General features: G+C 49.7%; 27 protein-coding genes. All 27 read left to right on the top strand.

Annotation, left to right across the window (positions count from 1 at the left end):
- Positions 1-2: 2 nt before the first annotated feature.
- The 27 genes from E4665_RS07035 to E4665_RS06915 all read left to right on the top strand — a co-directional run bounded on the left by E4665_RS07035 (position 3) and on the right by E4665_RS06915 (position 22,943).
- The gene (locus E4665_RS07035) at positions 3-374 is read left to right on the top strand and encodes a hypothetical protein (RefSeq protein WP_135348091.1); all 372 of its coding nucleotides are present in this window, start codon (positions 3-5) and stop codon (positions 372-374) included.
- A gap of 74 nt (positions 375-448) precedes the next feature.
- Positions 449-589, top strand: a complete 141-nt coding sequence (locus E4665_RS18100) for a hypothetical protein (RefSeq protein ID WP_167815142.1) — start codon at positions 449-451, stop codon at positions 587-589.
- 21 nt (positions 590-610) lie between these two features.
- Complete coding sequence (locus E4665_RS07030; protein WP_135348090.1) at positions 611-850, top strand: hypothetical protein; 240 nt, start codon at positions 611-613, stop codon at positions 848-850.
- 23 nt (positions 851-873) lie between these two features.
- Positions 874-1,062: a hypothetical protein gene (locus tag E4665_RS07025; protein WP_135348089.1), complete on the top strand. Its 189-nt coding sequence runs from the start codon at positions 874-876 to the stop codon at positions 1,060-1,062.
- 6 nt (positions 1,063-1,068) lie between these two features.
- On the top strand, positions 1,069-1,299 hold the full coding sequence (locus E4665_RS07020) for a pilin (RefSeq protein WP_135348088.1): 231 nt from the start codon (positions 1,069-1,071) through the stop codon (positions 1,297-1,299).
- Between the two features lie 16 nt (positions 1,300-1,315).
- A complete protein-coding gene (locus E4665_RS07015) occupies positions 1,316-2,413 on the top strand; it encodes a hypothetical protein (protein ID WP_135348087.1) in 1,098 nt (365 codons plus the stop codon).
- Between the two features lie 16 nt (positions 2,414-2,429).
- A complete protein-coding gene (locus E4665_RS07010) occupies positions 2,430-2,792 on the top strand; it encodes a heme exporter protein CcmD (protein ID WP_135348086.1) in 363 nt (120 codons plus the stop codon).
- Positions 2,789-4,993, top strand: a complete 2,205-nt coding sequence (locus E4665_RS07005) for a VirD4-like conjugal transfer protein, CD1115 family (RefSeq protein ID WP_135348085.1) — start codon at positions 2,789-2,791, stop codon at positions 4,991-4,993. Before E4665_RS07010 ends, E4665_RS07005 begins: the two co-directional genes overlap by 4 nt.
- Positions 4,994-4,995: 2 nt before the next feature.
- The gene (locus E4665_RS07000) at positions 4,996-7,416 is read left to right on the top strand and encodes a pLS20_p028 family conjugation system transmembrane protein (RefSeq protein WP_135348084.1); all 2,421 of its coding nucleotides are present in this window, start codon (positions 4,996-4,998) and stop codon (positions 7,414-7,416) included.
- Positions 7,417-7,419: 3 nt separating this feature from the next.
- On the top strand, positions 7,420-7,755 hold the full coding sequence (locus tag E4665_RS06995) for a hypothetical protein (RefSeq protein WP_135348083.1): 336 nt from the start codon (positions 7,420-7,422) through the stop codon (positions 7,753-7,755).
- The gene (locus tag E4665_RS06990) at positions 7,745-8,326 is read left to right on the top strand and encodes a hypothetical protein (protein WP_135348082.1); all 582 of its coding nucleotides are present in this window, start codon (positions 7,745-7,747) and stop codon (positions 8,324-8,326) included. The genes E4665_RS06995 and E4665_RS06990 overlap by 11 nt, the downstream gene beginning before the upstream one ends.
- Positions 8,327-8,340: 14 nt before the next feature.
- Positions 8,341-8,475, top strand: coding sequence for a hypothetical protein (locus E4665_RS18675; protein ID WP_277752212.1), 135 nt, complete (start codon positions 8,341-8,343; stop codon positions 8,473-8,475).
- On the top strand, positions 8,465-9,802 hold the full coding sequence (locus E4665_RS06985; protein ID WP_135348081.1) for an ArdC-like ssDNA-binding domain-containing protein: 1,338 nt from the start codon (positions 8,465-8,467) through the stop codon (positions 9,800-9,802). Before E4665_RS18675 ends, E4665_RS06985 begins: the two co-directional genes overlap by 11 nt.
- 61 nt (positions 9,803-9,863) lie before the next feature.
- Complete coding sequence (locus tag E4665_RS06980) at positions 9,864-10,445, top strand: WxL domain-containing protein (protein ID WP_135348080.1); 582 nt, start codon at positions 9,864-9,866, stop codon at positions 10,443-10,445.
- 93 nt (positions 10,446-10,538) lie between these two features.
- Positions 10,539-11,612 (top strand): WxL protein host-binding domain-containing protein, encoded by a 1,074-nt coding sequence (locus tag E4665_RS06975; RefSeq protein WP_167815141.1) that lies wholly within the window; start codon positions 10,539-10,541, stop codon positions 11,610-11,612.
- Between the two features lie 20 nt (positions 11,613-11,632).
- Positions 11,633-13,666, top strand: coding sequence for a WxL domain-containing protein (locus tag E4665_RS06970; RefSeq protein WP_135348078.1), 2,034 nt, complete (start codon positions 11,633-11,635; stop codon positions 13,664-13,666).
- Positions 13,667-13,854: 188 nt separating this feature from the next.
- Positions 13,855-15,135 carry a hypothetical protein gene (locus E4665_RS06965; RefSeq protein ID WP_135348077.1) on the top strand — a complete coding sequence of 427 codons (1,281 nt, stop codon included), beginning with the start codon at positions 13,855-13,857 and terminating at the stop codon, positions 15,133-15,135.
- 122 nt (positions 15,136-15,257) lie between these two features.
- Positions 15,258-15,707, top strand: a complete 450-nt coding sequence (locus E4665_RS06960; protein ID WP_135348076.1) for a hypothetical protein — start codon at positions 15,258-15,260, stop codon at positions 15,705-15,707.
- Positions 15,694-17,589, top strand: coding sequence for a TraC family protein (locus E4665_RS06955; RefSeq protein ID WP_135348075.1), 1,896 nt, complete (start codon positions 15,694-15,696; stop codon positions 17,587-17,589). The genes E4665_RS06960 and E4665_RS06955 overlap by 14 nt, the downstream gene beginning before the upstream one ends.
- 2 nt (positions 17,590-17,591) lie before the next feature.
- A complete protein-coding gene (locus E4665_RS06950; protein ID WP_135348074.1) occupies positions 17,592-18,245 on the top strand; it encodes a hypothetical protein in 654 nt (217 codons plus the stop codon).
- A gap of 13 nt (positions 18,246-18,258) precedes the next feature.
- Positions 18,259-19,290 (top strand): bifunctional lytic transglycosylase/C40 family peptidase, encoded by a 1,032-nt coding sequence (locus E4665_RS06945; RefSeq protein ID WP_135348073.1) that lies wholly within the window; start codon positions 18,259-18,261, stop codon positions 19,288-19,290.
- Positions 19,291-19,303: 13 nt separating this feature from the next.
- Positions 19,304-20,131 (top strand): hypothetical protein, encoded by an 828-nt coding sequence (locus E4665_RS06940; protein ID WP_135348072.1) that lies wholly within the window; start codon positions 19,304-19,306, stop codon positions 20,129-20,131.
- Between the two features lie 316 nt (positions 20,132-20,447).
- Positions 20,448-20,699, top strand: a complete 252-nt coding sequence (locus E4665_RS06935; RefSeq protein WP_135348071.1) for a hypothetical protein — start codon at positions 20,448-20,450, stop codon at positions 20,697-20,699.
- Complete coding sequence (locus E4665_RS06930) at positions 20,696-20,995, top strand: hypothetical protein (protein ID WP_135348070.1); 300 nt, start codon at positions 20,696-20,698, stop codon at positions 20,993-20,995. Before E4665_RS06935 ends, E4665_RS06930 begins: the two co-directional genes overlap by 4 nt.
- Complete coding sequence (locus E4665_RS06925; RefSeq protein ID WP_135348069.1) at positions 20,992-21,456, top strand: hypothetical protein; 465 nt, start codon at positions 20,992-20,994, stop codon at positions 21,454-21,456. The genes E4665_RS06930 and E4665_RS06925 overlap by 4 nt, the downstream gene beginning before the upstream one ends.
- Positions 21,453-22,685: a MobP2 family relaxase gene (gene mobP2, locus E4665_RS06920; RefSeq protein ID WP_135348068.1), complete on the top strand. Its 1,233-nt coding sequence runs from the start codon at positions 21,453-21,455 to the stop codon at positions 22,683-22,685. Before E4665_RS06925 ends, mobP2 begins: the two co-directional genes overlap by 4 nt.
- Before the next feature lie 78 nt (positions 22,686-22,763).
- Positions 22,764-22,943: a hypothetical protein gene (locus E4665_RS06915; protein ID WP_135348067.1), complete on the top strand. Its 180-nt coding sequence runs from the start codon at positions 22,764-22,766 to the stop codon at positions 22,941-22,943.
- Positions 22,944-23,053: the final 110 nt, after the last annotated feature.

Raw genomic sequence — 23,053 nt, 5'->3', positions numbered from 1 at the left:
CTATGCGATCTTGGATACTTAATATCGCAACGCTGATTATTTTTGCGCTCTTAATTGCCGCACTGGCCGCATCCGCAGCTTATTGGGCACAGCGCAGTCAGGCCTATGATTTTCGGCAGTATGTCGACTACCAGATTCAGCGTAATGGGGGACTTACAGCGGATGCGCTTACTGAAATTAACGCCTATAACCAGCAAAAATATGGCGGCCGTTATCAACTGGAGAGTGAGAGCGGAAACGGAACAAAACCCTATGGGACAGTGATCAATTATCAGGTTAAGGTCCCGGAGCGATTGACGCTGCTGAACATTAAACTGACTCCACTCACGATCCGTGGATCGGCTGTTTCGCTGGTGCGTGGCGAGAGTTCCTAATTTTCATGTATAAAAAGCCCTGTTTAAAGGCCTTTTATAGATTTTTAAATATCCCTTTTAAGGAGGTGAATTTCATGCGAACTTGGATAATGGAGGTAGCGGCAGTCGTTGTTGGTCTTGCTGCGACCCTCATTGTTTATCAATCCATGACCGGGCATCTAGGAACTGAGCTTGGGTCGATGTGGACGTGGTTTAATACGATATGGCAAGGGTGATCAGTCAGGGGGAACAATAAAATGAGGAGGTCGGTTTTGACGATTGATGTCAATTTCACAGAGTATCAAAAGATTGACCGGGAAAAGCGGTTCCTCTGGCATTCTGATCAGCGGACCTTTCCGGTTCACCAGCTGCCGACGAGCGAAAAGATGGAGTGCTTGCCGGTCGTTTTTTATTGCGGCGCGATTAATTCGCTCCGCGTTTTTCATCTTCTGCGGCTTATACCCAGGGATGAAGGCATTGAGCTACAGCTGGCCTGAAGTGGTAAGAGAGGAGGCAGCAAATGTCTGAGAAGACAGAACGCGCAGAGCGGCGCAAACGGAAGGAAATGGCCGTTAAAATTTTGGCGGCTCAAGGCCTCGCGTATGAGGACTGGCTGGACGCGCGGCACCGCGCCGTCATTGAGGAAGGTGCGCCGACGGTGGACGCGGCGCTGAATTTATTCATTGAAAATCAGAAAAAAAGGACGTGACTGACTATGCCGAGTGGCGTTGTTAATGTGCTCACTGCTTGTTTGAATTTTGTCACCACAATTAGCGGAACGTACGCTGCATTAAAACTGGCCATCTATGCCATTGGCTATATGCAGAAAAATCCACAGAAGATCCAGGAAGCCAAAGACGGCATGATCAACGTAGCCATTGGACTTGCCGTTTGTCTGAGTTCACTGACAATCTCGCAGTGGCTTCAGGGCAACCTGAAATTCTAAAAGAAGGTGGGTTGAGTTGATAACTGTTTATTTTGAGGCCAGCCGACGCTTGCGGAAATTGGCAAAAAAAAATCAGCCATTTTCCGCACATCGGGCGAGCGATATTTTAAAAGAAATGGAGGAACGTGCGCAAACTGCTGGATTTACTGAGGCGGTCGTCTACACGATCTACGACGGAGAGCGTCCACTCTTTAAAGACCGTCATCCGATTGGCGCTGGACAACCTACAAATCTGCTGTTTCTTGTACAGGAGGCACTCACGACAGTGTTTGCCAGCGAGCCAGAGGCAGATAAAAACCGGTTGCTTCAGCGGCTGGCTGAAGCGATTCGAGATCCAGATGAACCGGAACAAACGGGCAGCCTGCCGCGCGCGACAGGAAGGCGTCCTTTCTTTTACCGGGTACTCAAGCGTGAATCTTGGATGCGTGCTCAGCGTACAGTCCAGGAACCGAGACCTCCAAAGAGTCCCCATGAGAAAAAGAGTGAGCCGGCGCCTGATCCAAATGATCGGTCGACTAAAAACGAACGGACACATCAGCAGCCGGAACCCGCTGCTTCTCAGGCACCGAATCAGGAACGCGGGGAACCTTCCCGTATTTCTGATTCTGGTAAGGAAAAATGGAACCGAACAGGCAGCCTTGCCAAAGTGTTCGCATCCTTTCGAGCTTCCTGGCGGAAAAGTGTACCGAAGCTGAAGCGTGCCGCTAAATATTTCATTCAATTCATGATGCGGGGCATTAAAAGTGCGATTCAGCATCATCAGGCGGCAAGACTGCATCGTGAAGAACGTCGGGCCAAGGCCTTGGACGTGCAACTGGAACAGGAGAAGCAGAAAGCAAAGCTCTATGAGGAGTTGGCGGCGGACCGGAACCGGGTCAAAAAACAGGTGGAGTCAGATGCCCGGCGTGAGGAACGGCTAGCTCAAGAGCTGAAGAAAGCCCGGGGTGCGCGCGTGCATTCTGGGCATGGAAAGGCATTTGCCGGAACCTTGATGGTTGCCGGGATGCTTTTCGGTGGTCTATGGCTGTGGCAACATCCGGCTACGGCTCATCAAACGCTAGAAACGATTTTGACCTTTAAAAACCAGCTCTTTGGCCACTTCGGGCTGCATTGAGAGGAGGACGAGGTAAGTGGAGAAAAAGAAAAAAGTCATGAACTGGGCCGCTTTTCTGTTGCGGCCCTATGTGTGGCCATTTTGGACTGTGACTGCCGCAATTCTGGCTTACGCAGCCGCAAATTTCTGTTTGACGCTGATTGGCCGGCTACCAGCTACGCTGCACACGCTGACTACTCAGACACATGGCGGATCACTGGGACGGAGTGGGTTGCCCAATTTACTTTCAGGTTTTACGCCTTCCTGGCTTATCACTCCTCATCCGTCGATCTGGGCAGCTTATGGCTTGGCTGCCATAGCACTCGGTGTCTTTATTCTTAAGATACTGAACCGGCTTCGCCGTGCCGCCGATCAAATTGAACGGAGTGCGCGACAATGAATCGGCGCTACAAGCAATGGAAGAAAGTGCTCGCTACGTCGTGGTTTCTTGCGGCATATGCGATTGGAATGTTTGTATTCGCTTTTCTGGCTGTTAATTTTGTTCTGAACATGATCGTTCGCCTACCAAGCTATTGGCATGCGACGCTGCAGACCGCGGCTGACCAGGCAACCCATCGTCCGTCTTTCTTTGAAGGCTGCGCGGCCTGGTTGATCACGCCGATTTCCTCATTCCTTCCTGTCTATGTGATCGTGGCGATTATTTTAGCCATTTTACTGCCGATTCGGCTGTATAAAATGCGAATCGCCTACCGGGACATCAACCTGGGTACGGAGGGCACTCGGCGCTGGACGACGCTAAAGGAGATTAAGGAACAATACACGTCGATTGCGGATGATGATAAAGAATATCCCGGTAAGTCCGGCTATCCTGTGTTGCATTATGAACACAGGTTGTACATCGAAACAATGAACACACATTCTGTTCTGGATTCTTCAACGCAGTCCGGCAAGACGGAATCGTTCACGTATCCCTTCCTTGACGCCTTGATGCGCGCCGAGATAAAAGATTCGGTTTTCATTACGGACATCAAGGGGGATATTCTGAAAAACACCCGCGCGGAGTTTGTTGCGCACGGTTATGACGTGAAAGTATTTAACCTACTTCTGCCGTATCAGGGGATCGCGTATAACCCTTTGGAGCTCGTTAGAAAGGCGTACATGAAGGGCGATTACGCGAAGGCACAAATGCTTTGCAACACGCTTTCCTATTCGCTTTTCCATAATCCGAACGCGAAAGATCCGATGTGGGAGGAGTCGAGCATCTCACTGACGAACGCGCTGATTTTAGCCGTCTGCGGCATTTGTAAGAAGATCGGCCATCCGGAATGCATCACGATGTACACCGTGACCGTCATGCTCAACGAGCTTGGCAGCAACCCGGACGAAGATGGCATGACTGATCTGGATAACTTCTTCAGCAGTCTTCCGGTCAACGATCCGGCGAAGCTGCAATACGGCACCGTTCAGTTCAGCCAGGGCGTCACGCGGTCCGGTATCTTCACCGGTACGATGGCCAAGCTGAAAAACTATGCTTATGACACGATCGCGCGCATGACTTCGGCAAATGATCTGAACTTTGAAGATATGGCCTATGGAGAGAAACCCGTTGCGCTTTTTATCGTCTATCCCGATTGGGACGACTCCAACTACAGTTTGATTTCAACTTTCCTCAGTCAGGCCAACGCCGTATTGAGTGAAAAGGCGACGCTCTCGAAAGACAGCTGCCTGCCCCGGCGCATTCACTATGTGCTGGAGGAAGCAGCGAACATCCCAGCGATTGAGGGACTTTCGAGGGCGATGAATGTCGGTCTCAGCCGCAATATCCTCTATCATCTGGTCATTCAAAGCCGGGCTCAGCTTGAGGATAAGTATGGGAAGGAACTGGCCGCGGCGATTATAGGTGCCTGCGGCAATCGGTACTTCATTATGTCCGATGGAGAGGAAGACGCCGAGGAATTCTCCAAACTGCTTGGTACGCAGACGGTCGTTGCTCCTGATCGTCAGGGCGATCCGCTCGCGATTGACAAGGTGTACTCCGAACGCGAGGCCCCGCGTCCCTTGCTCATGCCGGACGAGCTAATGACACTTCAGGATGGTGAGTGGGTTCTGATCCGTACAAAACATCGGCGCAATTTGAAGGGCCGGCGGATTAAGCCCTATCCGGTTTTTGCGAATGTGGCCAATGGGACGCAGATGCTGGCCAGACACGAGTATCTGATGCACCGCTTCAATCATCCGAGCACGTTTGAGGAAATGGATTTGTGGGGAGCGCACAAGGATATTGATCTTAACAAACTGGTTATTGACTTTCAGCATCCGGAAGCGGTTGCGGAGCCTTCATCTGCTCCGGTTGCCGAAGACCATTCCAAAACGAAAGAAGGTGATCCTTTGGAAAACAGAAATATCGAAGGCATCCCTGGGACGGAAACCGGCATTCTGACTGTCCTGACGGGCGATCAGTTGGAACTGCTCCGACGGTCTTTTGCCCGGCTGGATCCTGATCGCGCGGAAACCTTTAATCGACTGGACACCGTCGAGGCGGTTGAGCAGTTTTTTGGTTATGAGGCCAATGCTGCTCTGCGTAAGGCGGACGGCATTCGGCAGATCCTCAGCCTGCTGCCTGAGCGAAAGGAGGCCTGACTATGGGGGATTTAAGCGACGACCAGATTATTTCTAAGCTGAAAAGTATCCTAGACTTTCTGAGTCTAAACTCGCCTGGAACGGATATTCTGCGCTGGATGGGATGGCAAATCATTAAAGGACTTGCCACGGTCGATAATACGTTGAGTGCCGGGGTCACGATGGCCTATAAACTGATGGCGTTTTACGATTCAACTGCATTCAAGAGCTTCATCAATCCCTATATGGGATTTTTTTTTACGATGGCAGGACTTGCCATTGCCTATCTGGGCTGGACGATCATCATCCGGCACCGGACGGATTATAACCGTCTGATTGTTAATTGCCTGGTCGTCATCACATTTTTTGCTGCAATGCCCTGGGGCATGCAGCAAATGTACAAAATGGTCGACGCCGGGCAAAAAGATCTCAGTTCAGCCAAAAGCCTGAGCAGCCATATGGGTGACGGGACGCAGGCGATTAAGTCCAATATCACCGATCTTTATCTGCTGGATAAGGCAAAATTCAAGGCGAACAAGATGAGCAGTAAGAATTACATCACAAACGACAGTGATGTTTCAGTCATGGACATCAATGAGGCTGTGGACACCGGCAGTGATTCGCCACTGTCGGACGACGGCAAACAGATCCTTGCCAAAAAATTGAGCAATTCTTCCGGCAAATTAAAGTTGGCAGACATGCAGACGCACTGGTTTACTGCAGACGAAGCGTACTACCGGTATTCCTGGCATCCATTTCTCATGATTATCAGCCTGCTGATGACAATGGTGGTGGTCCTGAGCACGATGTTCAAGGTAGCCCAACTGAGCATGGAGCTCGCTCTTGTCAAAGCGATTGCCATCGGCAGCTCATTTACGGATATTGAGAGCGGGCAGCGGACAAAAAAGCTGATCCTTAAGATCCGGAACATCTTCATTGTCCTTTATTTAATGGCACTGACCTTGAAGATTTATTTTGTTTTTCTGGATTATATCGGCAGTGTCGGCGGTATAAACGATCTGGTACGCGTGATCTTTACAGTGGCGGCTGGTTTTTTTGTCATTGACGGTCCGAATATCATTGAGGAGCTCTTTGGCGTCAATGCCGGCATGGGTAGCGCGATCAAAGGAGCAATGGGCCTCATGGGCGCCGGTTTCTTGGCTTCCCGTGCGGCCGGTGGTATGGCGAGTGCCGGTAAAAAGGCGTTGGATGTCGGCAAAAAAATGGCCGGGCATGCAGCGACTGCTGGTGGTGCAGCACTTGGTGCTGGGAAAGGCGCACTGGATGGTTTCAAAGACAAAACTGCATCCGGAGATGCCGGCAATTTCTCAACTGCTGCGGATAAGCTCGGAGGTGCACTTGGCAAGTCTTCCGGGCAGGATTCGTCTGGAGGCCTGTCTGGAATGAAGGCACCCCTATCCAACGAAGCAGCAGCACAGGGAACGAAAGACAAGATTGCCAAAGCGGTTCAGGGATCGGGATTAGGCGTTCCGGGAGGTGGCGCCGGTCAGGCCTTAGACGCGTCTCAAGGAAGCAATCAATCCTCGGCTGGGCCATCCACTGGTGCGGTGCCGTCTGATCAGTCGTCTGATGAAAGCCTGGGGGCATCTGACGCGCCCACATCCTCGCCAGACGCAGCCACGGGTAGTTCATCTTCTGATGGCCTCTCGACACCAGCTTCAGCAGCAAAAGGGGCGTTTGCGGGATTTGGTCATTCATCATTTTCGCCCCAGTCTATGAGATCCGCACCGTTACCAACACATGCGAACCTGCCGGCTTCAATTGCTCAACGCGCCGCTGCGGGCAAGCAAGCAATCGCGGCTTCCGCACCGAAACCTACGACGCGCGAAACCCTGGGCCAGGCAGCGCGCAGAAAGCTGACTGACGGCTATGCTGGCATGGCCCAGCGTGTTTCCGATTCTGCGCCCTTTCAGGCCTATCGTAAAAGCCGCGATTTAACGTATAACTCAATCGCGGGACCGCCGCCGGAGAGTGTTCCCGTGCAAGATGAGGGCAGTTCAGGTAGTTCGTCGTCCACTTCAGGTTCTGCGGGTTCGTCCAGTCATTCGGCCGGTCCACCGGTTATGCCGACATCTCTCTCAATTCCGGCTATGGCGGATGCGTCGCGCTCGGTTGCACATTTCCAGTCGTCCGCAGTTCCGTCCGTTCCGCAGGAATTGCATCAATACTCAAAGGCCAACTGGAACAGTGTTCAAGAGCAGTATCCTGGCGCGCAGGCGGTAGGATCGGCTAGTTTTTGGCGCAGTCATGGTGTGGCCATTCAACCCGATGCGCGGCCGATCTCTGTTTCTGTACCTGTCAAGGATGCCGCAGGAAAGGTCACAGGGTTTGATTCTGGTGAAGTCTACGACATTAGCCAGACCACAATGCCCGCTGCGAGCGTTCCAGGATGGCTTTCTCAAAATAAGAAAAAGGGGAGATAAACCGTGAGCCAAATGCGCACATTCATTCAAACGCCTCACAATCTGCAGGTCAAGCCAGGATTCTATGGGCTTTCGATTCCGCAGTGGCTGTTTGTCTTTGCCAGCGCTGGGATGGCTTTTTTAACGAAATTTCTCGTGTTGCCCGGATTTTCGTACCTCTATGTTTTCCTAGTGCCTATTACGCTGTACGTGCTGTTGATGCCCAGCCGGCATGCTGCGGGCAAGTCAATGGTGCAGGAAATGGTGATTGTGCTGCTGCGCGATCACGGGGTGTACCGCTCCGTCCTACCGCCGGACAAAGTGGAATCCGCGGAAGGGGGCAGAGATCATGCCGTTTAATGCGATCGAAGAGCGCGAGAAGGCGCGACAACCGAAGAATCGTCGCGAGAAGAAAGCACTTGCCGAGTTGAACGGAATTAATCGGATTTACCCGGTTTGTGGTTATACCGATGAGGGATTTGTTCGGACGAAGGCGCTTGGATTCATTGATGGATTTTTCGAGATCTTAAAAGTCCGCCAGTACGATCTTTATAAACTCGACGCCGCGCAGTATGATGCGCTGACGTCTGGGCAGTGGAATCTAAACAAACTGTATGCGCCGCCGCTTAAAGAGGTCTACCTCAATTTTCCGGAGGACAATCAGGAGCAGCAGAACTATTGGAAATATAAGATTGAGCATACGACGGATCCGAACCGGCTGCGTGTTCAGAATTTTGAATTGGAAAAGTTACGCTACATTGAAAAGAAGCATCGTATGCGCAATGTCTATCTTTGCGTTTTTGGAAAGACCGAAGAGGAACTTAAGTCTCGCCTGCAGGATCTGGAACGTTTTAAAGATCACCTGGGGCAAGAAGCACTCTCGTTAAGCGATAAAAAACGCGTACTCTCCAGTCTCAACAATCAGTTATGAAAGGGGACTTATCAATGAAGACGAATAGCCAGCCTGACCACGATGCACCGGTGACACTTGACGCGTACGAGCAGCCAGAAGCGTGGATGAACCAGCCCGAGCTTCCGGAACTGGTCAAGGCAGAGGAGGAACTTTCCGATGCCAAATAAAAGTTCCCATCAAAAAACGTTTAAGCAAAAACAAGCGGAGATTCAAGCTCTGGTCAGCCAGATGGATCAGGCTGTGGACAGTTATTTTGTCGACCCGGAGAAGCTCAAACAGTATCTTTCGTTTATGAGCCAGTTTCATCGCTATTCGCCAGCCAATGTTGCACTGATTGAAAAGCAGTTTCCTGGTGCAAAAGCGGTCGGTTCATTTCAATTTTGGAAGTCCAAGGACTACACCGTTAGAAAAGGAGAACATGGCGAGAAAATTTGGGTGCCGATTCAGGTGCCGGCCAAATTTCAGACTAAGACAGGCGAGTGGAAACCTATCCGTCAGGCAACAGAGACTGAGCGGGTTGCGCTTGAACAGGGCACACTCCGGCAAATTGAGGCGCACAGAAGTTACACGATCGGAACGGTTTTTGATATTTCTCAAACAACCTGCCCGATTGAGAAGTTGCCGGAGCTTTTTCCTAACCGCCATATCACAGGGGAAATCAAAAATTTTGATCTTTGGTCGCATGGTTTGCGCCAGGTGGCAAAAAACCTGGGCGTGACGATTGATGAGACCACCCCCTATACATTTGGTGCAGCTAAAGGCGTTTTTATTCCAAAACTTAATAAGATCCAGTTGAACCCTCGGAACACGTCGTTTGAAAACGCCACCGTCTTAACTCATGAACTGGCACATGCGGCGCTTCATCCACAGGATAAAAGAGTCAAAACGACCGTTAGAGAAAGAGAGTTTCAGGCAGAGATGACTGCATATGTCGTGCATGCCCACTTTGGCATTGACACTCAGAATGAGTCTCTGCACTATCTGGCCAGCTGGACGAAAAATAAAACATTGGCCGATAAAAAGAGACTAATCGGCGAAGTCCATGAGACGTCACTGAGCTTTATCACGACCTTGGAAAGCGAACTGGCCAAGGGAAAGGAGGAGGGTCGAAACATAAGTGAGAAACTCGATCAAAAACCGATGAAGACACTTGATCAATGGGAAAAAGGGAGTCTGACTGACTATTTACAGGTTGGGGATCGCGTTGATGATGCGTTAAAAAAACATTTGATGCACGTGTTGCCTCCGCGCGTGAATAACGAACAAGTCATGCAGTGCGGGGAGCCTTATGGAATGAAGGACGGCAAAAACACGTTCATCACGTTTGCAAAAGAAGACGGTGAATGGATTTATAAGGGTGCTTGCTTTGCCGGTGAACATCAGCAGACTGATACTCTATCTAAAACTGAGGGCGCGCCTGTTTATTCCTTACCAACACGACCGCTCAAGCCTACCGGCTTATCAAAATCAACGTCGTTGACACGGAGTCGCTAAAGGAGGTGAGGAATCGTTTCCCGTTGGCCAGCCGGTGAAAAAATAAAATGAGGTGTTTTGCATGTACGCTCTAACCAAACCGAACACTTGGTTTAAAATGGCGGTCACGTTACTTGTGGCCGCTTTGCTTTTTGTTGGATTCTGGGGTACGAGCCACGCGGCCGATCCGACCGCGAGCCAACAGGCGACCATTACGATTAATCCAGGCTCGCGTACGATAACCTCCGGCGGTGATGTCACTCTTCCCGCGGATACCCTGAACGGAGCTCAGCAGACGACCGCTTTGGCACTGAGCAATCTGGGAATTGTTGATGCGTCTGGCAGTGGGGCTGGTTGGCATGTGACGGTTGATGCGCCACAGGTTTCGGCAGGATCCAAAACATTGCCGGCCGGCAGTGTGCAACTCGATCCAGTGCAGTCCGTCAGCAAAGTGGACACCACTTCTTCTGCGACACCAGCAATTAGCACATCTTCCGTTGCACCAGTGGATACCGGATCGGTGACTCTGCTTGATGCAGCAGCTGGTGACGGGATGGGCAGCTATAGCGCGGCGCTGAAAAATCTGACGGTGATCATTCCGGCGTCTGCTTATGCCGGGACCTATACAACTACATTGACCTACAATCTGTCTACCGCTCCTTGATTTGATTCTTGATGAGGGCTGAAAAGCCCTCCATACATAGCCTTTTAAATTAATTGAAAGGCAAAAAAATTGAGAAGGGATGATGTATTTATTGTGCATAAAAAGTTTATCACACTGATTGCGGCCGGATGTTTTTTAGTTGGTTCGGGATTTTCCGCCCATGCGCAGAGCCCAAGTTTCAGCGTTGAGCCTGCATCGAAGCAAGCGAATCAGGTTGGCTATTATCAATATCGCGTTGGCCCTGGCCGCACGTACAAAGCCTCATTCTTGCTTGAAAACGGCAGCACAAAATCAACGACTGTTACCGTACAGAAACTGAACGCTCTGACTTCAAGCAATGGCGGCAGAATTGCGTATGAGCCAGAGACGAAGCAACCCTATTCTAAGTTGATTGATATGAATCGTGCTGCGTCGCAATACATTTTCGGACCGGCAAACATTAAGCTTCAGGGAAAGGAGCGGAAGGTTGTCACTTATACATTCGAAACACCCAAGAATATTAAAAACGGGTTGATCGTCGGCGCCCTTGGGTTTAGCAGTCCCCTGGATCGCACCACGAGTAAATTAAAGACCAAAGTGAAAAACGGCGAGCTAACTGAACTGCTGATCAATCAGCCGCAGCGGGTCATTGGTATTGAAGGAATTTATAAAAACCAGCCAAAAGAAAATGTCCTGATCAATCAACCGACTGTTCGAACCACGCCGTCGGGACCACTTGTGCTTCCAATGCTTAAAAATGTTTCGCCGATCATTGTCAAACATGTTTCTTTCAATTACAAAGTATTAGATGCGCACGGTACGCTTATTTTTAAAGGACAATCAACGGACATGGAAATGGCCCCTTCCTCTGAAGTCTATTATTCGATTCCTTGGCGAGCGAAAACATTTGCTCCTGGCCAGTACAGACTCTTGATGCAAGGCACCATCGATGGGAAAAAGTTCAGCAAAGCCTTTAATTTTGTCGTTCCGGATCAGACCGTTAGAAATTATCAAAGTGAAACGGGAGAGCGTCCCGTCGCTGCTCCGGGTATTCACTGGTGGGTATGGCTCATCGGCGCTTTTGCGTTGGGCGGTCTGATCGTTTTCCTGATATTTTTTATATTCATTAAACGGCGTAAGAAAGAGGAAGAGGAAAAAGATTCAGCTGAATCCTCACTTAAAAACTAAGAACGAGAGGAGAGAAAACGATGATCAAGCAATGGATCCGCGCACGTCGGAAACATTTTGCCGGCGCCCTGTTTGCAGGTTTGATTATTCTTGGCATGACAGCACATCCGGCATTGGCTGTAACCTGGACGCTGTCGAGTTCAAGTATTGGCTTTGCCAACGTCAACGGAACAGAAAATATATACATCAATGGTCAGCATTATTATACGTCGAGTCCACCGGCCCCAAGCACGTTTCAACTGGCAGTTTATAACCACAGTTCGGACACACCAACGCTCTATAAAAATCTATCAACCAATGTTGGAAGCGATCATAAGTCGTTTTCCTGGGAAGGATCGATTGCTTCCTGGTCCGTCGGTGGGGCAGGGACGCATTATCTGTTTTTCCACAACGCCGTTGTTTCCGGAAACTCGAATAATACGTATTTCAATTCACCCAATTCGTCTGTGAGCGATACGGGGTGGGTAACGATTGGAAATAATGCGCATGGCTGGGTCGGGCGTATCTATCAATCGGCAAACGCTGATCATAAAGTGTCGCTGACATTGGCCAGTATAAAGGCTATTGCCAATCAGATCAGTGCAACTATATCTTCGGATGGATTGCATCTGGATATGCATGGGACTGCTATTGTTCCCAACACGGATCAAACATCTGACTCAGAACTCCTTAAAAACACATCTTTTTATCAGGGGGATACGAGCGGCAATCCTCTTGTACCCGGTGTCAGCAATTTATCCAATATTTCGCTGACGACATCCGTTGTTCAGTCAGCTTCAGCGCAAAGCAGTTATATCACTAAATATACGACGTCATCAGGCACGGAATACAGTGTTTCAGATGGTTTCAGCTTTGGAAAAAAGAACATTGTAATCCCTCTATCCACGCTTCAGAACCTGTCGCTCGGCACGTCGTATTTGTTCCGATATGATCTGACGGAAGTAAGCGGCTCAAACGGAACACCATCCGTATCAAACAACGAGTTGATTTATCCGTCCGGAGGGTTGCCGACTGTGACGTTCAAAGCTGCTGACGGCGGCACGCGCAAAATTACATTCAGCTCAAGCGCGAAGGCGGCAGATGGCCTGGACGGCCGGACAAAGTTGATTATTACGGACGCTCAGGCCCCGACGCTTTCCGTGACACCCTCAACATCGGCCTGGACGAACGGTTCAGTAAAATTGACGGCAACGGCTGCGGATACCGGCGGTAGCGGGGTTAAGTCAATTACGCTGCCAAATGGCAGCGTTGTGTCTGGTTCATCGGCATCACAGACGGTGTCAGCGAATGGAACGTACACATTTAAAGTCACGGACAATGCAGGCAATCTGGCCACAGTGACAAAAACGGTATCCAACATCGACACGACCGCGCCTTCGCTGAGCGTTTCAGGTAACCCAACCAACACGGTTCATACCCCGGTGACGCTGACGGCAAAAGGAATGGATGCAGATTCCGGTGTTGATCAAGTTGAAACTCCGGACGGCGTGTGGCATGACGGCAGCACGGCTACTTATCAGACGGACGCTAACGGGACGTATGTATTTCATGTGAAAGACAACGCCGGAAATACGATGGCAAGTAGCGTGACGGTGAGCAATATCGGGTCATTGCTCTATATCAGCAGTGGTGGAGATTCTCCAGGGGATGATAATCCGGTCAGCTCTGTAGCTGTCGCTTCAACATTGACTGGTGTTGGGCAATCCTTAAGTTTGGCAAATTGCACATTTCGTGTGCAGGATAATCAGCTGAATTCATCCGGCTGGTCCTTAAGCATCGCTGCGAGCCCGCTGTCGAGTGGTGGACACAGCCTTCCGACTGGATCCATTCTGCTGGGGACGCCGTCTTTGACCGGTGCAAGCGGCATTACACCGCACTCTGGATATTCGGCGATTGACACCGGATCGAGCGTGACTGCGGCAATTACCCCAACCGGAGGATCAGCGACGGTCAGTCTTGACAGTACCGATGCACTGGAGATCAATGTGCCGGCATCAGCTTTTGCCGGTACTTATACTACAAAGTTGAATTGGCAACTGACCAGCGCTCCATAAAGAACTACTTAGAGACCCTCAGGGTCTCTATTTTTTATACATAACCGAGCTGATTTGTAGCTTGGCAAGAAAAGAAAGGGAGGTGATGAGACTCACTATTGCCGGATCTTTTTTATTTCAGGAGTCTGGAGGTGAAGAACGCAGCTACTTAAATATTTTGTTTTAAAACAAATAAAGGGAGTGAACCCATGAGCTCAGATTTTGATAACCTGCAGGATAATTTGCCACCCGAAGATTATCCTGCAGATAAGCGCAGAGATGAAACGCCTTCTTTCTCCATTGAAGAGATGCAGAAATTTCTCGAAAAAAATGAGAAGGCGGAGAAGGAACTTGCCGCCCGGGAAGAGATGGATATGACTCTTCCTACGAAGGAACATGCAGATGAGCATACCGAAGCCGAAACGGAGAAAAAACAAAGTGAACAAGTGCACGAGTCGAAAGAGGAAGAGCAACACGCAACTGAGACTCGTCAGGCAGCGAACGCGCACGCAGAGCAGCGTCGCGAGCCCAGCCCACACCTGGAAGATCTGGCATTAAAGAATCTGACGAGTCGTCATCTGCTCAACGTCTACCGGCACTTCGAACGTCATTTGGAAAGGAAGATCGACCAGGTCAAGAGCCAGACACTTTCAGAAAAGGACGTGAAACAACTTCTGGATAATCATCTGAAGCAGGTTCATGATCTTTTAGATCAATATTTTGCTGACCGAGAAATGCCCGTTCAAGGTAAAAGCTGGAAGAGTCGGCTTGGGGATTACAAACAAGGCCTGGGCAGCCGAATGGAAAGCTTGAAAAATCAAGTAGACAATCGAATAAGATCACTCAAAGCCGCACCTGGGCGCTTAAAGAGAGCACTGCAAGATAAAGTAATTGATGGCTTTGTCAGCCTGAATGGGCGGATTTCCGCCCATGCGGATGCGGCGGCGCGACGCTTGGCTCTGCATCGCAGCGTCCCGAAGGAAACGCTACTACCGGGAGATGAGCGTATTGCCTCAGCGTATAAGCTCAATTATCAAAAGGCTGTTTTTAACGATTTTGTCGGCGGTAAATATTACAAAGTCAACAATTCAGCGCTCGCTGCCGGTGACACGATGTTTTCTCCGGAAGCGCGTTTTCAATTACGCCGAGAAGCATTGGGCACTTGGCTGAAGCAGGGACCTGTTCTTGGTCACGGCCGTCCAGAAGATCGGCAGGCAGAGCAGTTTCGGCAATACCTGATTCAACGTGATGCGGCGCTGGAAGAAAACGGACATACCCTTTCTGCCTCACCAGCGAAGCGCCAAGCTTTTCTCGATCAGGATTTAGGAGACTGCGCCCCTGATGTCCGCGTTTTGCGTGAACAGATTCAGGAGAAAGGCCAGCAAACGCCGGACCGAAAAGCAGGGCCATCCTACACATTGCCACCGCACTCGGCCACTCGTTCGTCCTTAGGCAATAGCCGGGCAGCCGCGGCAGAACATGTTCTTTAATAACCTAATGATCATGGAGGAACGGCTTAGGTCGTTCCTTTTTTTACATATGGAAAGGGGGTGATGAGATCCGCAGCTGGCGGATCATTTTTTTTAATACTCAAACCAGGAAGGTGAGATTTTTGCGATTTAGAATTTCCGGTTTTTTTGAACGAGAAGGATTTGAAATCGAAGTACCCGTAGAAACGGTTGAAGCAACGGCCGGCGATGTGGTGAATCAGTATGCGCGGAATGCAAATCTGGGTAGTGTTTTTTTCGACCCTGTCCATGTCCGGCTTTGTTACCTAAAACGCGGCGGACGCATGCGAGAGCTTCAAGGAAAGGACTGCCGCTGCGCAGTTTTGCGGCAGTCCGAAGAACAAGGCCGGCACATCAGCCCGCGGGTCTATAATGCAGAAGATTTTCAGAGCACACCCTTCTCGAATTTTCTTACTTTGTTGTCCAGAGAAATGCCTACCGATCGGAACGCTTATTTTGAGTATATTGCCTATGCATTCAGTCCCTGCGACAACGTTGCGTTTTCGCAGGACACGGACGAAAAGAAAGGGGGCATTTGCCATGCCTTCCATTGAACAGGAACTGCAGTTTGTTTACGATACGCAGCCTCAGGGCGGGCTTTCTTTCAAGGACGAGGCGTTTATTTGCCGCGGCACTGGCTATGAAGGCTGCATTCATATTTATCGCTTTCCCTTTCAGTTTTCGGCTTACTGGCTAAACGTCATCACCAGTTTACCGGACACGATTGTTACCGTCGATACGATGACGGAATCAGAAATTGATTATGGCGCGCAGATCAAATATTCCACCGACGAATTGGCCGCACGGGTCAAAGACGCCGCGCACCAGCAGGACGCCGATGTCGCTGGTGAAGAGCTTACCACGCTCCGCCAGCTCGGCCTGGACGTTCGGCAAAACGGCGAAGTCATTAAACGCGTACAGGCGCGCATCTTTCTTCATGCGGCCACCCGGGTGGATCTGCAAAAAAGAGTCAGCGAGATCGTGAAGAAGCTCGATAGCGATGGATACAAGAGCCAGGTCTTCCTCTCGGAAGCGAAAGAAGAATGGCAGTCGCTGTTTTTGGATGCACCGACGCAGAAAATTCTGCGAACGCACCGGGAAGGGGTGGAAATTCCGGCCGAAGTGATGGGTATTGGTTTTGCGCATAACGTGACGAGCCTGCGCGATCCATCGGCTTCGTTTTATGGACTGACGCGCACCCGGGGCACGGTCTATTGGGACATGTTCCATAAAACAAAAAAGCGGCTTTACTACAATGTGTTTATTACCGGGGACATGGGCGGTGGTAAATCGACCACGATCAAAAAAATATTACGCGAGAACGCCGCAAAAGGTAATTTCATTCGCGGGTTTGACAAGTCCGGTGAATTCCTGGCCGTCACGGAGGATCTTGGCGGGCAGACGATTAACCTGGACGGCACCGGTGGGCGAATCAATCTCATGCAAGTGTTTCCAACTGTGACGCAATCCGGAGAAGACAATGTCGCGATCGATGAAGCCGGCTCATTCCGGCAGCACGTTTCCAAGTTGGATATGTGTTATCGCATCCTGAACAAGGAAGCCGACAGCAATGACCTCAGCCAATTTGACGAATTGGTGTATGACTTTTACAAGGAAATCGGCCTGTGGGGAGACGGGCAAACGCATGTTACCGATCTCGGTGCTGAGGCCTATCCGACGCTTGGCCAGTTTATGGTCTTCTGCGAAAAACGTTATGCTCAAGAAACAGATGTCCGCTTTAAAGGACGGATCGGCGACATTGCGAAACAGCTGAAGGTTCTGGTGCTTAACTATAACGATATTTTTGAAGGCGTGACGACCATCCCAGATCTCAGCGGTCAGCAGGTCGTTTTCTACGACATCGGCGTGCTTAGCCAGTTTGACAGCCGGATTTTTGATATTCAGGTTTACAATGCGTTGACACAGATCTGGGGCGATATGATGCGCATTGGCAGGCCTGAGAAGGAAGCCTACGACAACCATCAAAAACGTTGGGAAGACATTGTCCGTTTCCTCATTATGGTCGATGAATGCCACAACATCCTGAACATCCAAAAGGCGTTTGCAGCGGACTTTTTTGTCACGCTGGAGTCAGAAGCTCGAAAATTTTTCGGCGGCGTGGTTTTGGCCACGCAGCGACTGGAGCGCATGTTTCCGAAAGCAAGCGGCGTCAGCGATCCGAAGATGGTTCAGGCGGCTAATAAGCTCGCCGAGATCTTCGGGCTCACGCAATACAAGCTCATCATGAAGATGGACCAGTCGTCGATGGATCTCGTCCGTCGGCTATTCGGCGATCAGATTACCGAAAACGAATATCAGATGTTACCGCAGTTTGAAAAGGGCGATTGCTTGCTGTCGATCAGCGGCGATCAGAACCTGATCTTTCATGTGGAAGTCACCCAGGACGAATTAGATCTCTTTAAAGGAGGGGCTTAATTGTGTTCAACAAACATCCGAAGGCGAATCACCCACAGCCTTCAAAACAGGAGCTTCGGCGTAGCCAGCTCCTGTTTTGTTTGCTTCTTGCCAGCTTTCTGCTGATTGGTGGGGTATATGTATGGGAACATTTAGCACCTGCTCAAACGTCATCTAAGGCCTCTGACCAATCGGTAACGATTGCCGGAGAGCGGCCTGCGGACGATAGCAGCCTGTCCGGTATAGCGTCAGAGTCGTCAGCTGCGTCTTCCGAATCCTCATCTTCGGCTGCTCATGTTCCTGTGGATGCGAAAGCTGCCAAAGCACTGGTCACGCAATTCATTAGCGAGTATTTCGCTTATGACCGAACCAATCCCTATCAGCATCTGGCTGATGTGCAGTCGATTACGGACGCCGGTTTTTATAAAGAGCTGTCCGAGTCGCAGACGAATGACACACATGTACCATCCTACGGATTCCGGAAAATTTCAAAAATTGCGGTCCAAACGGTAAGTGAAAACGATGCCGTGGAGAGCGTTAAGGCATCGATGAACGTTCAGACTTTTGACTCAAAAAACAAACCGACGGGGAGCCAGACGGAAACAGTCAGCGTCGATTTAAAACAAGAAAACGGCGCGCTGAAAGTGGCCTACTTCGCGTCAAGCTTAGAAGAATAGGGAGGGGTGTGTTATGGCTGCACCAGCCGCAGGAGCTATCCGAAAAGCCGTGAGCCGTAAATTGCTTTTCTGGTTGCTCGGTGGTGCCGGTTTTTCTGGTGTATTTATTCTTGTGGTCGTTCTTGCCCTGGTCGCAATGCTGACCGGCATCCTCTCTTCACCTGATACTGGAACGACAGACGGCACATTGAACGTCTCTCCAGATGTTCTTCGCTACAAAGCACTGGTGGAACAGAACTGCAAGAAGAACGGCATTCCCGATCAGGTCAATGTCGTGCTTGCGATCATGATGCAAGAGTCCGGCGGAGATAGGAGCGATGTGATGCAAGACGGAGCAAGTAATCCAACAGACTCGATTATTAACGGTGTTAAGGAGTACGCGAAAGACTACAAGGCTGCGCAAAAAGCCGAGCAGAACCGGCTGGAAACAGCTCTCCAGGCATACAACTTTGGCTACGGCTTTATTGACTATGCGATCAAACAAAGCGGGGGCTATTCGAAGAGTACGGCAATTGCCTTCGCCAGTATTTATAGCAACGGTCGGATGCGGAAAGACGGGACCTATGCTTACGGGGATCAAGATTACGTGCCTCATGTCGAGCGCTACCTGGTTCCCACGGCTGGTCAAGGCAGTCCCATCTTAGCCAGCACACCGCAGGTCGCTGCGGCAATTGCTGCTGGCGAGACATACATCGGTCGAAGTACTTATGTATTTGGCGGTGGGCGGAATCAGAGTGACATTGCAGCTGGTCGTTTTGACTGTTCTAGCTTTGTGCATTATGCCTTCGCACAGGCCGGCGTGAATGTCGGCTGGACAACGGATCAACTTGTCACAGAAGGTCACCGTGTTTCCTTCAGCCAGATCCGTGCCGGGGATTTGGTTTTCTTCGATACGTACAAAACGAATGGGCATGTCGGCATTTGGATGGGCAGCGGTGATCAATTTTTAAACTGCAACGATAGTCATGGCGTTACGATCTCCAGTCTGTCAAACAGCTATTGGAAGAGCCATTTCAAGGGCGTCGTCGTGCAACTCGCACAGTAGAAAGGAGGTCAAAATGGAGAAACGTTTACTTGAAAAACTCAAACAGCTTTTTGATCACAAAGAGAATATTTATCGCGCACTCGCGATCATCCTGATCACAGTGTACACATTTTTGTTTCTCAGTCGGCTGCTCGTGCATGTCCCTGACGATTATGAGAACACCGCACTTCGCGCGAAAGTGAATACCGGCGATTTGACCGTCCAGATGACCAGTAAGACATTTTATGCCGACCGGAATTTGCTAGAAGTCGGGCTGATGATCGACAACAATGCAAATAGTATTCCCACCGGTTATTCAGTCGACGTCGCCGAAAAAACGAATCTAAAAGCGCATTACAAGACGCAGCTGATTAAGATTGTCGATAACTATTACCTGCTCTATATTCACCGCCTGCCGGCCGGATGGACGAATGTTTCCATACTGGTCCATGCCGCAGGTTCGTCCGGTGAATCGTCATTTTCTTCGAATCAGAAGCTCTATGTTTCTGAGCCTTCCGCAGTTAAAAAGAAACACTTTCAGAGCCTTCAGGCATCCGCATACGCCGCCCGCTATTATCGGATGCTGATCGGCGACTGCAATCGGGCGATGGCAAAAGAGGGAGAGAAACAAGCCCGCTACCGGAAAAATATCAGCGCACTTAACAGCCAGATTCGTGCACTGAAGGATCAGGCCAGCTATCAGACCGGCAGCGATAAACAGGACACGGAAAGCAATATTATGAGCTATCAATCGCAGATTGTCAGCCTCGAAAACGACATCCGGCAGAGCCAGATCAGAGCCAAGGATAACCGTCAGGAGATTGATTTATTACAAAAAAAGCTCAAAAAAATGGCTCAATGAGCTTTAAAAAAGGAAGAAAATGGCGTGCCAAAGTGGCACACTCCCAAAATATGGTGTGCTGAAATGGCAGAATACGGCACATTTTGGGCTGTTTAGTTTTTAAAGGGAAATAATGGGACACAGAAATGAGGGGAAATCGTGCCATATACCAGAAAATGGCGTGCCAAAATGATTAAAAACGGCACATTCCTTAGTAAAAGCATAACCACGAGAAATCAAACCGCACTGCGGTTTTAACCATGAAATGGTTACAGATTCCCCTTATGCTCTTACAAATTTCTTGCCCCAGAATTTGCCATAATCGGAGGTGGTTATCATGCCAGGCGTTACAATCCATGGTCTTTCAAAAGAAACGTTGGCCGCGCTGAGTATGCGGGCCAGCCATAATCATATGTCTCAGCAAGAATATTTGCGTCGCCTGATTGTCCTGAATTTGACCCAGCCGGAAATCACCGACTTGCTGGAAAGGATGGAAGAGACAATGAAAATTTGTGCCATGACCATTCGTGAAAATACGGAAGTTGTGGGCGGCTTAGTAAAACAAGAAAGGGAGGGTTTGTTGAGATGATCGCTCAGAAGATTAGTTTTAAAGAGTCTGGCGAGAAGGGATGGGGGATTGATTATTTATCGGCACAGCATGAACGCTATCTTGTCGAAGGTATGTCGGCGGAAATGATCGATAGCCAATCAAAATTAATTGAAATAATTTTAGGAGAACATGAGTGTCTGCTGAAAGAAAGAAATGAACTTTTCGATCAGACAACGGCAATTCTAAATGGTGCTCAGAGAATTTTAGAAGACGTTTCTTCAGACATGAAGGAAGACCTGAATGGTTTAACTGAGAGCAGCGGGGTGAGTCAATGATCCGAAAAAACATTCGACTGAAGGAAGAAAAAGAATCTAGGTATGGCCTCGCCTATCTTGAGGCGCAACAGGAGCGTCTTGGCGGCAAGAGCCTGTCCGATACGATTGAGAAAGTGCTTGCGGAACATGACCGGCTACGCACTCAGATTGCGTCCCAAGACGAGTGGATTGAAAAGGTCTATGATCGGTTCAGAACGAGCTTGGATGTGTTACGCATTCGGAGCGGATATGTCGATAAAAATGTCCGCATTTTGATGGAGCTCTGGAACAATCAGCTGATGGGACAGAGACCGAAAGATGGTAAAGAAAACTTCATCCCAACGACGATGTTCAAGTCGTCGATTCTGGAGCAGGCGACGGCGACCGTTTCCAATGTCATCACAGAACAGCAAATTAAGATGAAGGAACGTGCGGAGAAAAAGAAGCAGCGCGAGTCCGCTCAGAAAGCGGTTGAATCGTGACCCGGCCTGGCATTGTGCTTGTCTCAAAATTTGTTCAAGCCGGGTCCGCGAAATTTAAGAATTACATTGACTATGTAGATCGAAGTGAAGCTGTACGAAACGATCATTTTAAGCAGTTTAATGCCCTGTCCTTCGACGGCTACAATCAGTACATGAACAATCCCTTGAAGTCTGAAGGGATTTTTACTGCAGACGAAGATGCACTGAACTTTAAAGAAAAGCAGGCTATCAAAAAGCAGTTTGAAATCGCACAGAAAAACGGATCATGCATGTGGCAGGACGTGATCAGTTTTGACAACGCCTGGCTGGCGGCGAACGGTTTTTACAATTCGCAAACGGGGTGGTTGAATAAAGGCGCGCTTCAGCGGTCGATACGTTCGGGAATGCGGTCGATGATGCATGCGGAGGGACTTGAAGTTTCCGCGATTTGGACGGCGTCGATCCATTACAACACGGATAATATCCATATACACGTTGCGATGGTGGAACCGCAGCCGACGCGCCCGAAGCAGGTTTTTAAAGATAAGGAAACTGGAGAGATGTATGAAGCGCGCCGCGGCTCCCGAAAGAAGTCGACGCTCGATAAAATGAAAAGCACGGTGGCTAATGCGCTTCTAAATCGTGACCAGGAACTTGCGCGGATCTCTGAACTTATCCAACAGCGCATGGCACCATCAAAGGTCGCGATTAATTTTGCTTATGATCGCGAAAGCTTACAGCTGTTTAATCAGATTTATGCCCAGCTTCCAGGTGATATGCGGTTGTGGAAATATAATAACAATGCCATGAATGGGATCCGTCCATTGATCGACGAGGCCGTGAAAAACTATTTGGAACATGAGCATCCGGAAGAGCTGAAACAGCTGGACGAAGCGCTGAAAAGCGAAATGAATTACCGGAAAACACTGTATGGAGACGGTCCAAAAGAAACAGAGCGCTATAAGGATTACTACGACAATAGGCAGCACGAGCTTTACAGCAAGTTGGGCAATGCGCTTCTTCGCGAAATGAAAACGATCCGGAAGGAGGAACGAGCGCAGAAGAATGAAGAATGGCAGCAGCGCCGGCAAAGCGGCGGATATGCTTCGGGAGCTTCTTATTCTTCGCCCAGAAGCATTTCCCGACGCGATCTTCGCCGGCTGCGACGGGCGCTGGACAATGAGTTGCAGAGCCGGAAGAATCGACGCAAGTATGAAGAGCTGCAGTGGGAAATGGAACAACATCGGTGACAGAAAAATAAATGATCGTACAAAGAGACGGGCCTTGTGCCGGTCTTTTTTTGCGTTAAAAAAGGAGAGCGAATCATTATGGCATTATTGGACAAGGATACGATTCGGCGCGCTCAGGACGTTGACATTGTCGATTTTTGCGCGCAGAATGGCTACCCGCTGGAGCGGGTCAGCGGACGATATTACCGTGGGGTTGAGCATGACAGTCTGGTTGTTGATCGAGCAAAGAACACGTATGAATCCTGCATTCCCATATAGTGTAACGATAATCCTACTTAAAACTGCCGAAAACACTTATATACAGCGGTTTTTTTATTGACTTTATCCTCGTTACATATTATAATATATGTAACGAGGAGTTGGCAGCC

Source organism: Sporolactobacillus shoreae, assembly GCF_004684935.1.
GTDB classification, from domain to species: domain Bacteria; phylum Bacillota; class Bacilli; order Bacillales; family Sporolactobacillaceae; genus Sporolactobacillus; species Sporolactobacillus shoreae.
Note: the sequence above shows the minus strand (reverse complement) of the source record. Positions and strands in the feature narration are given on the sequence as shown.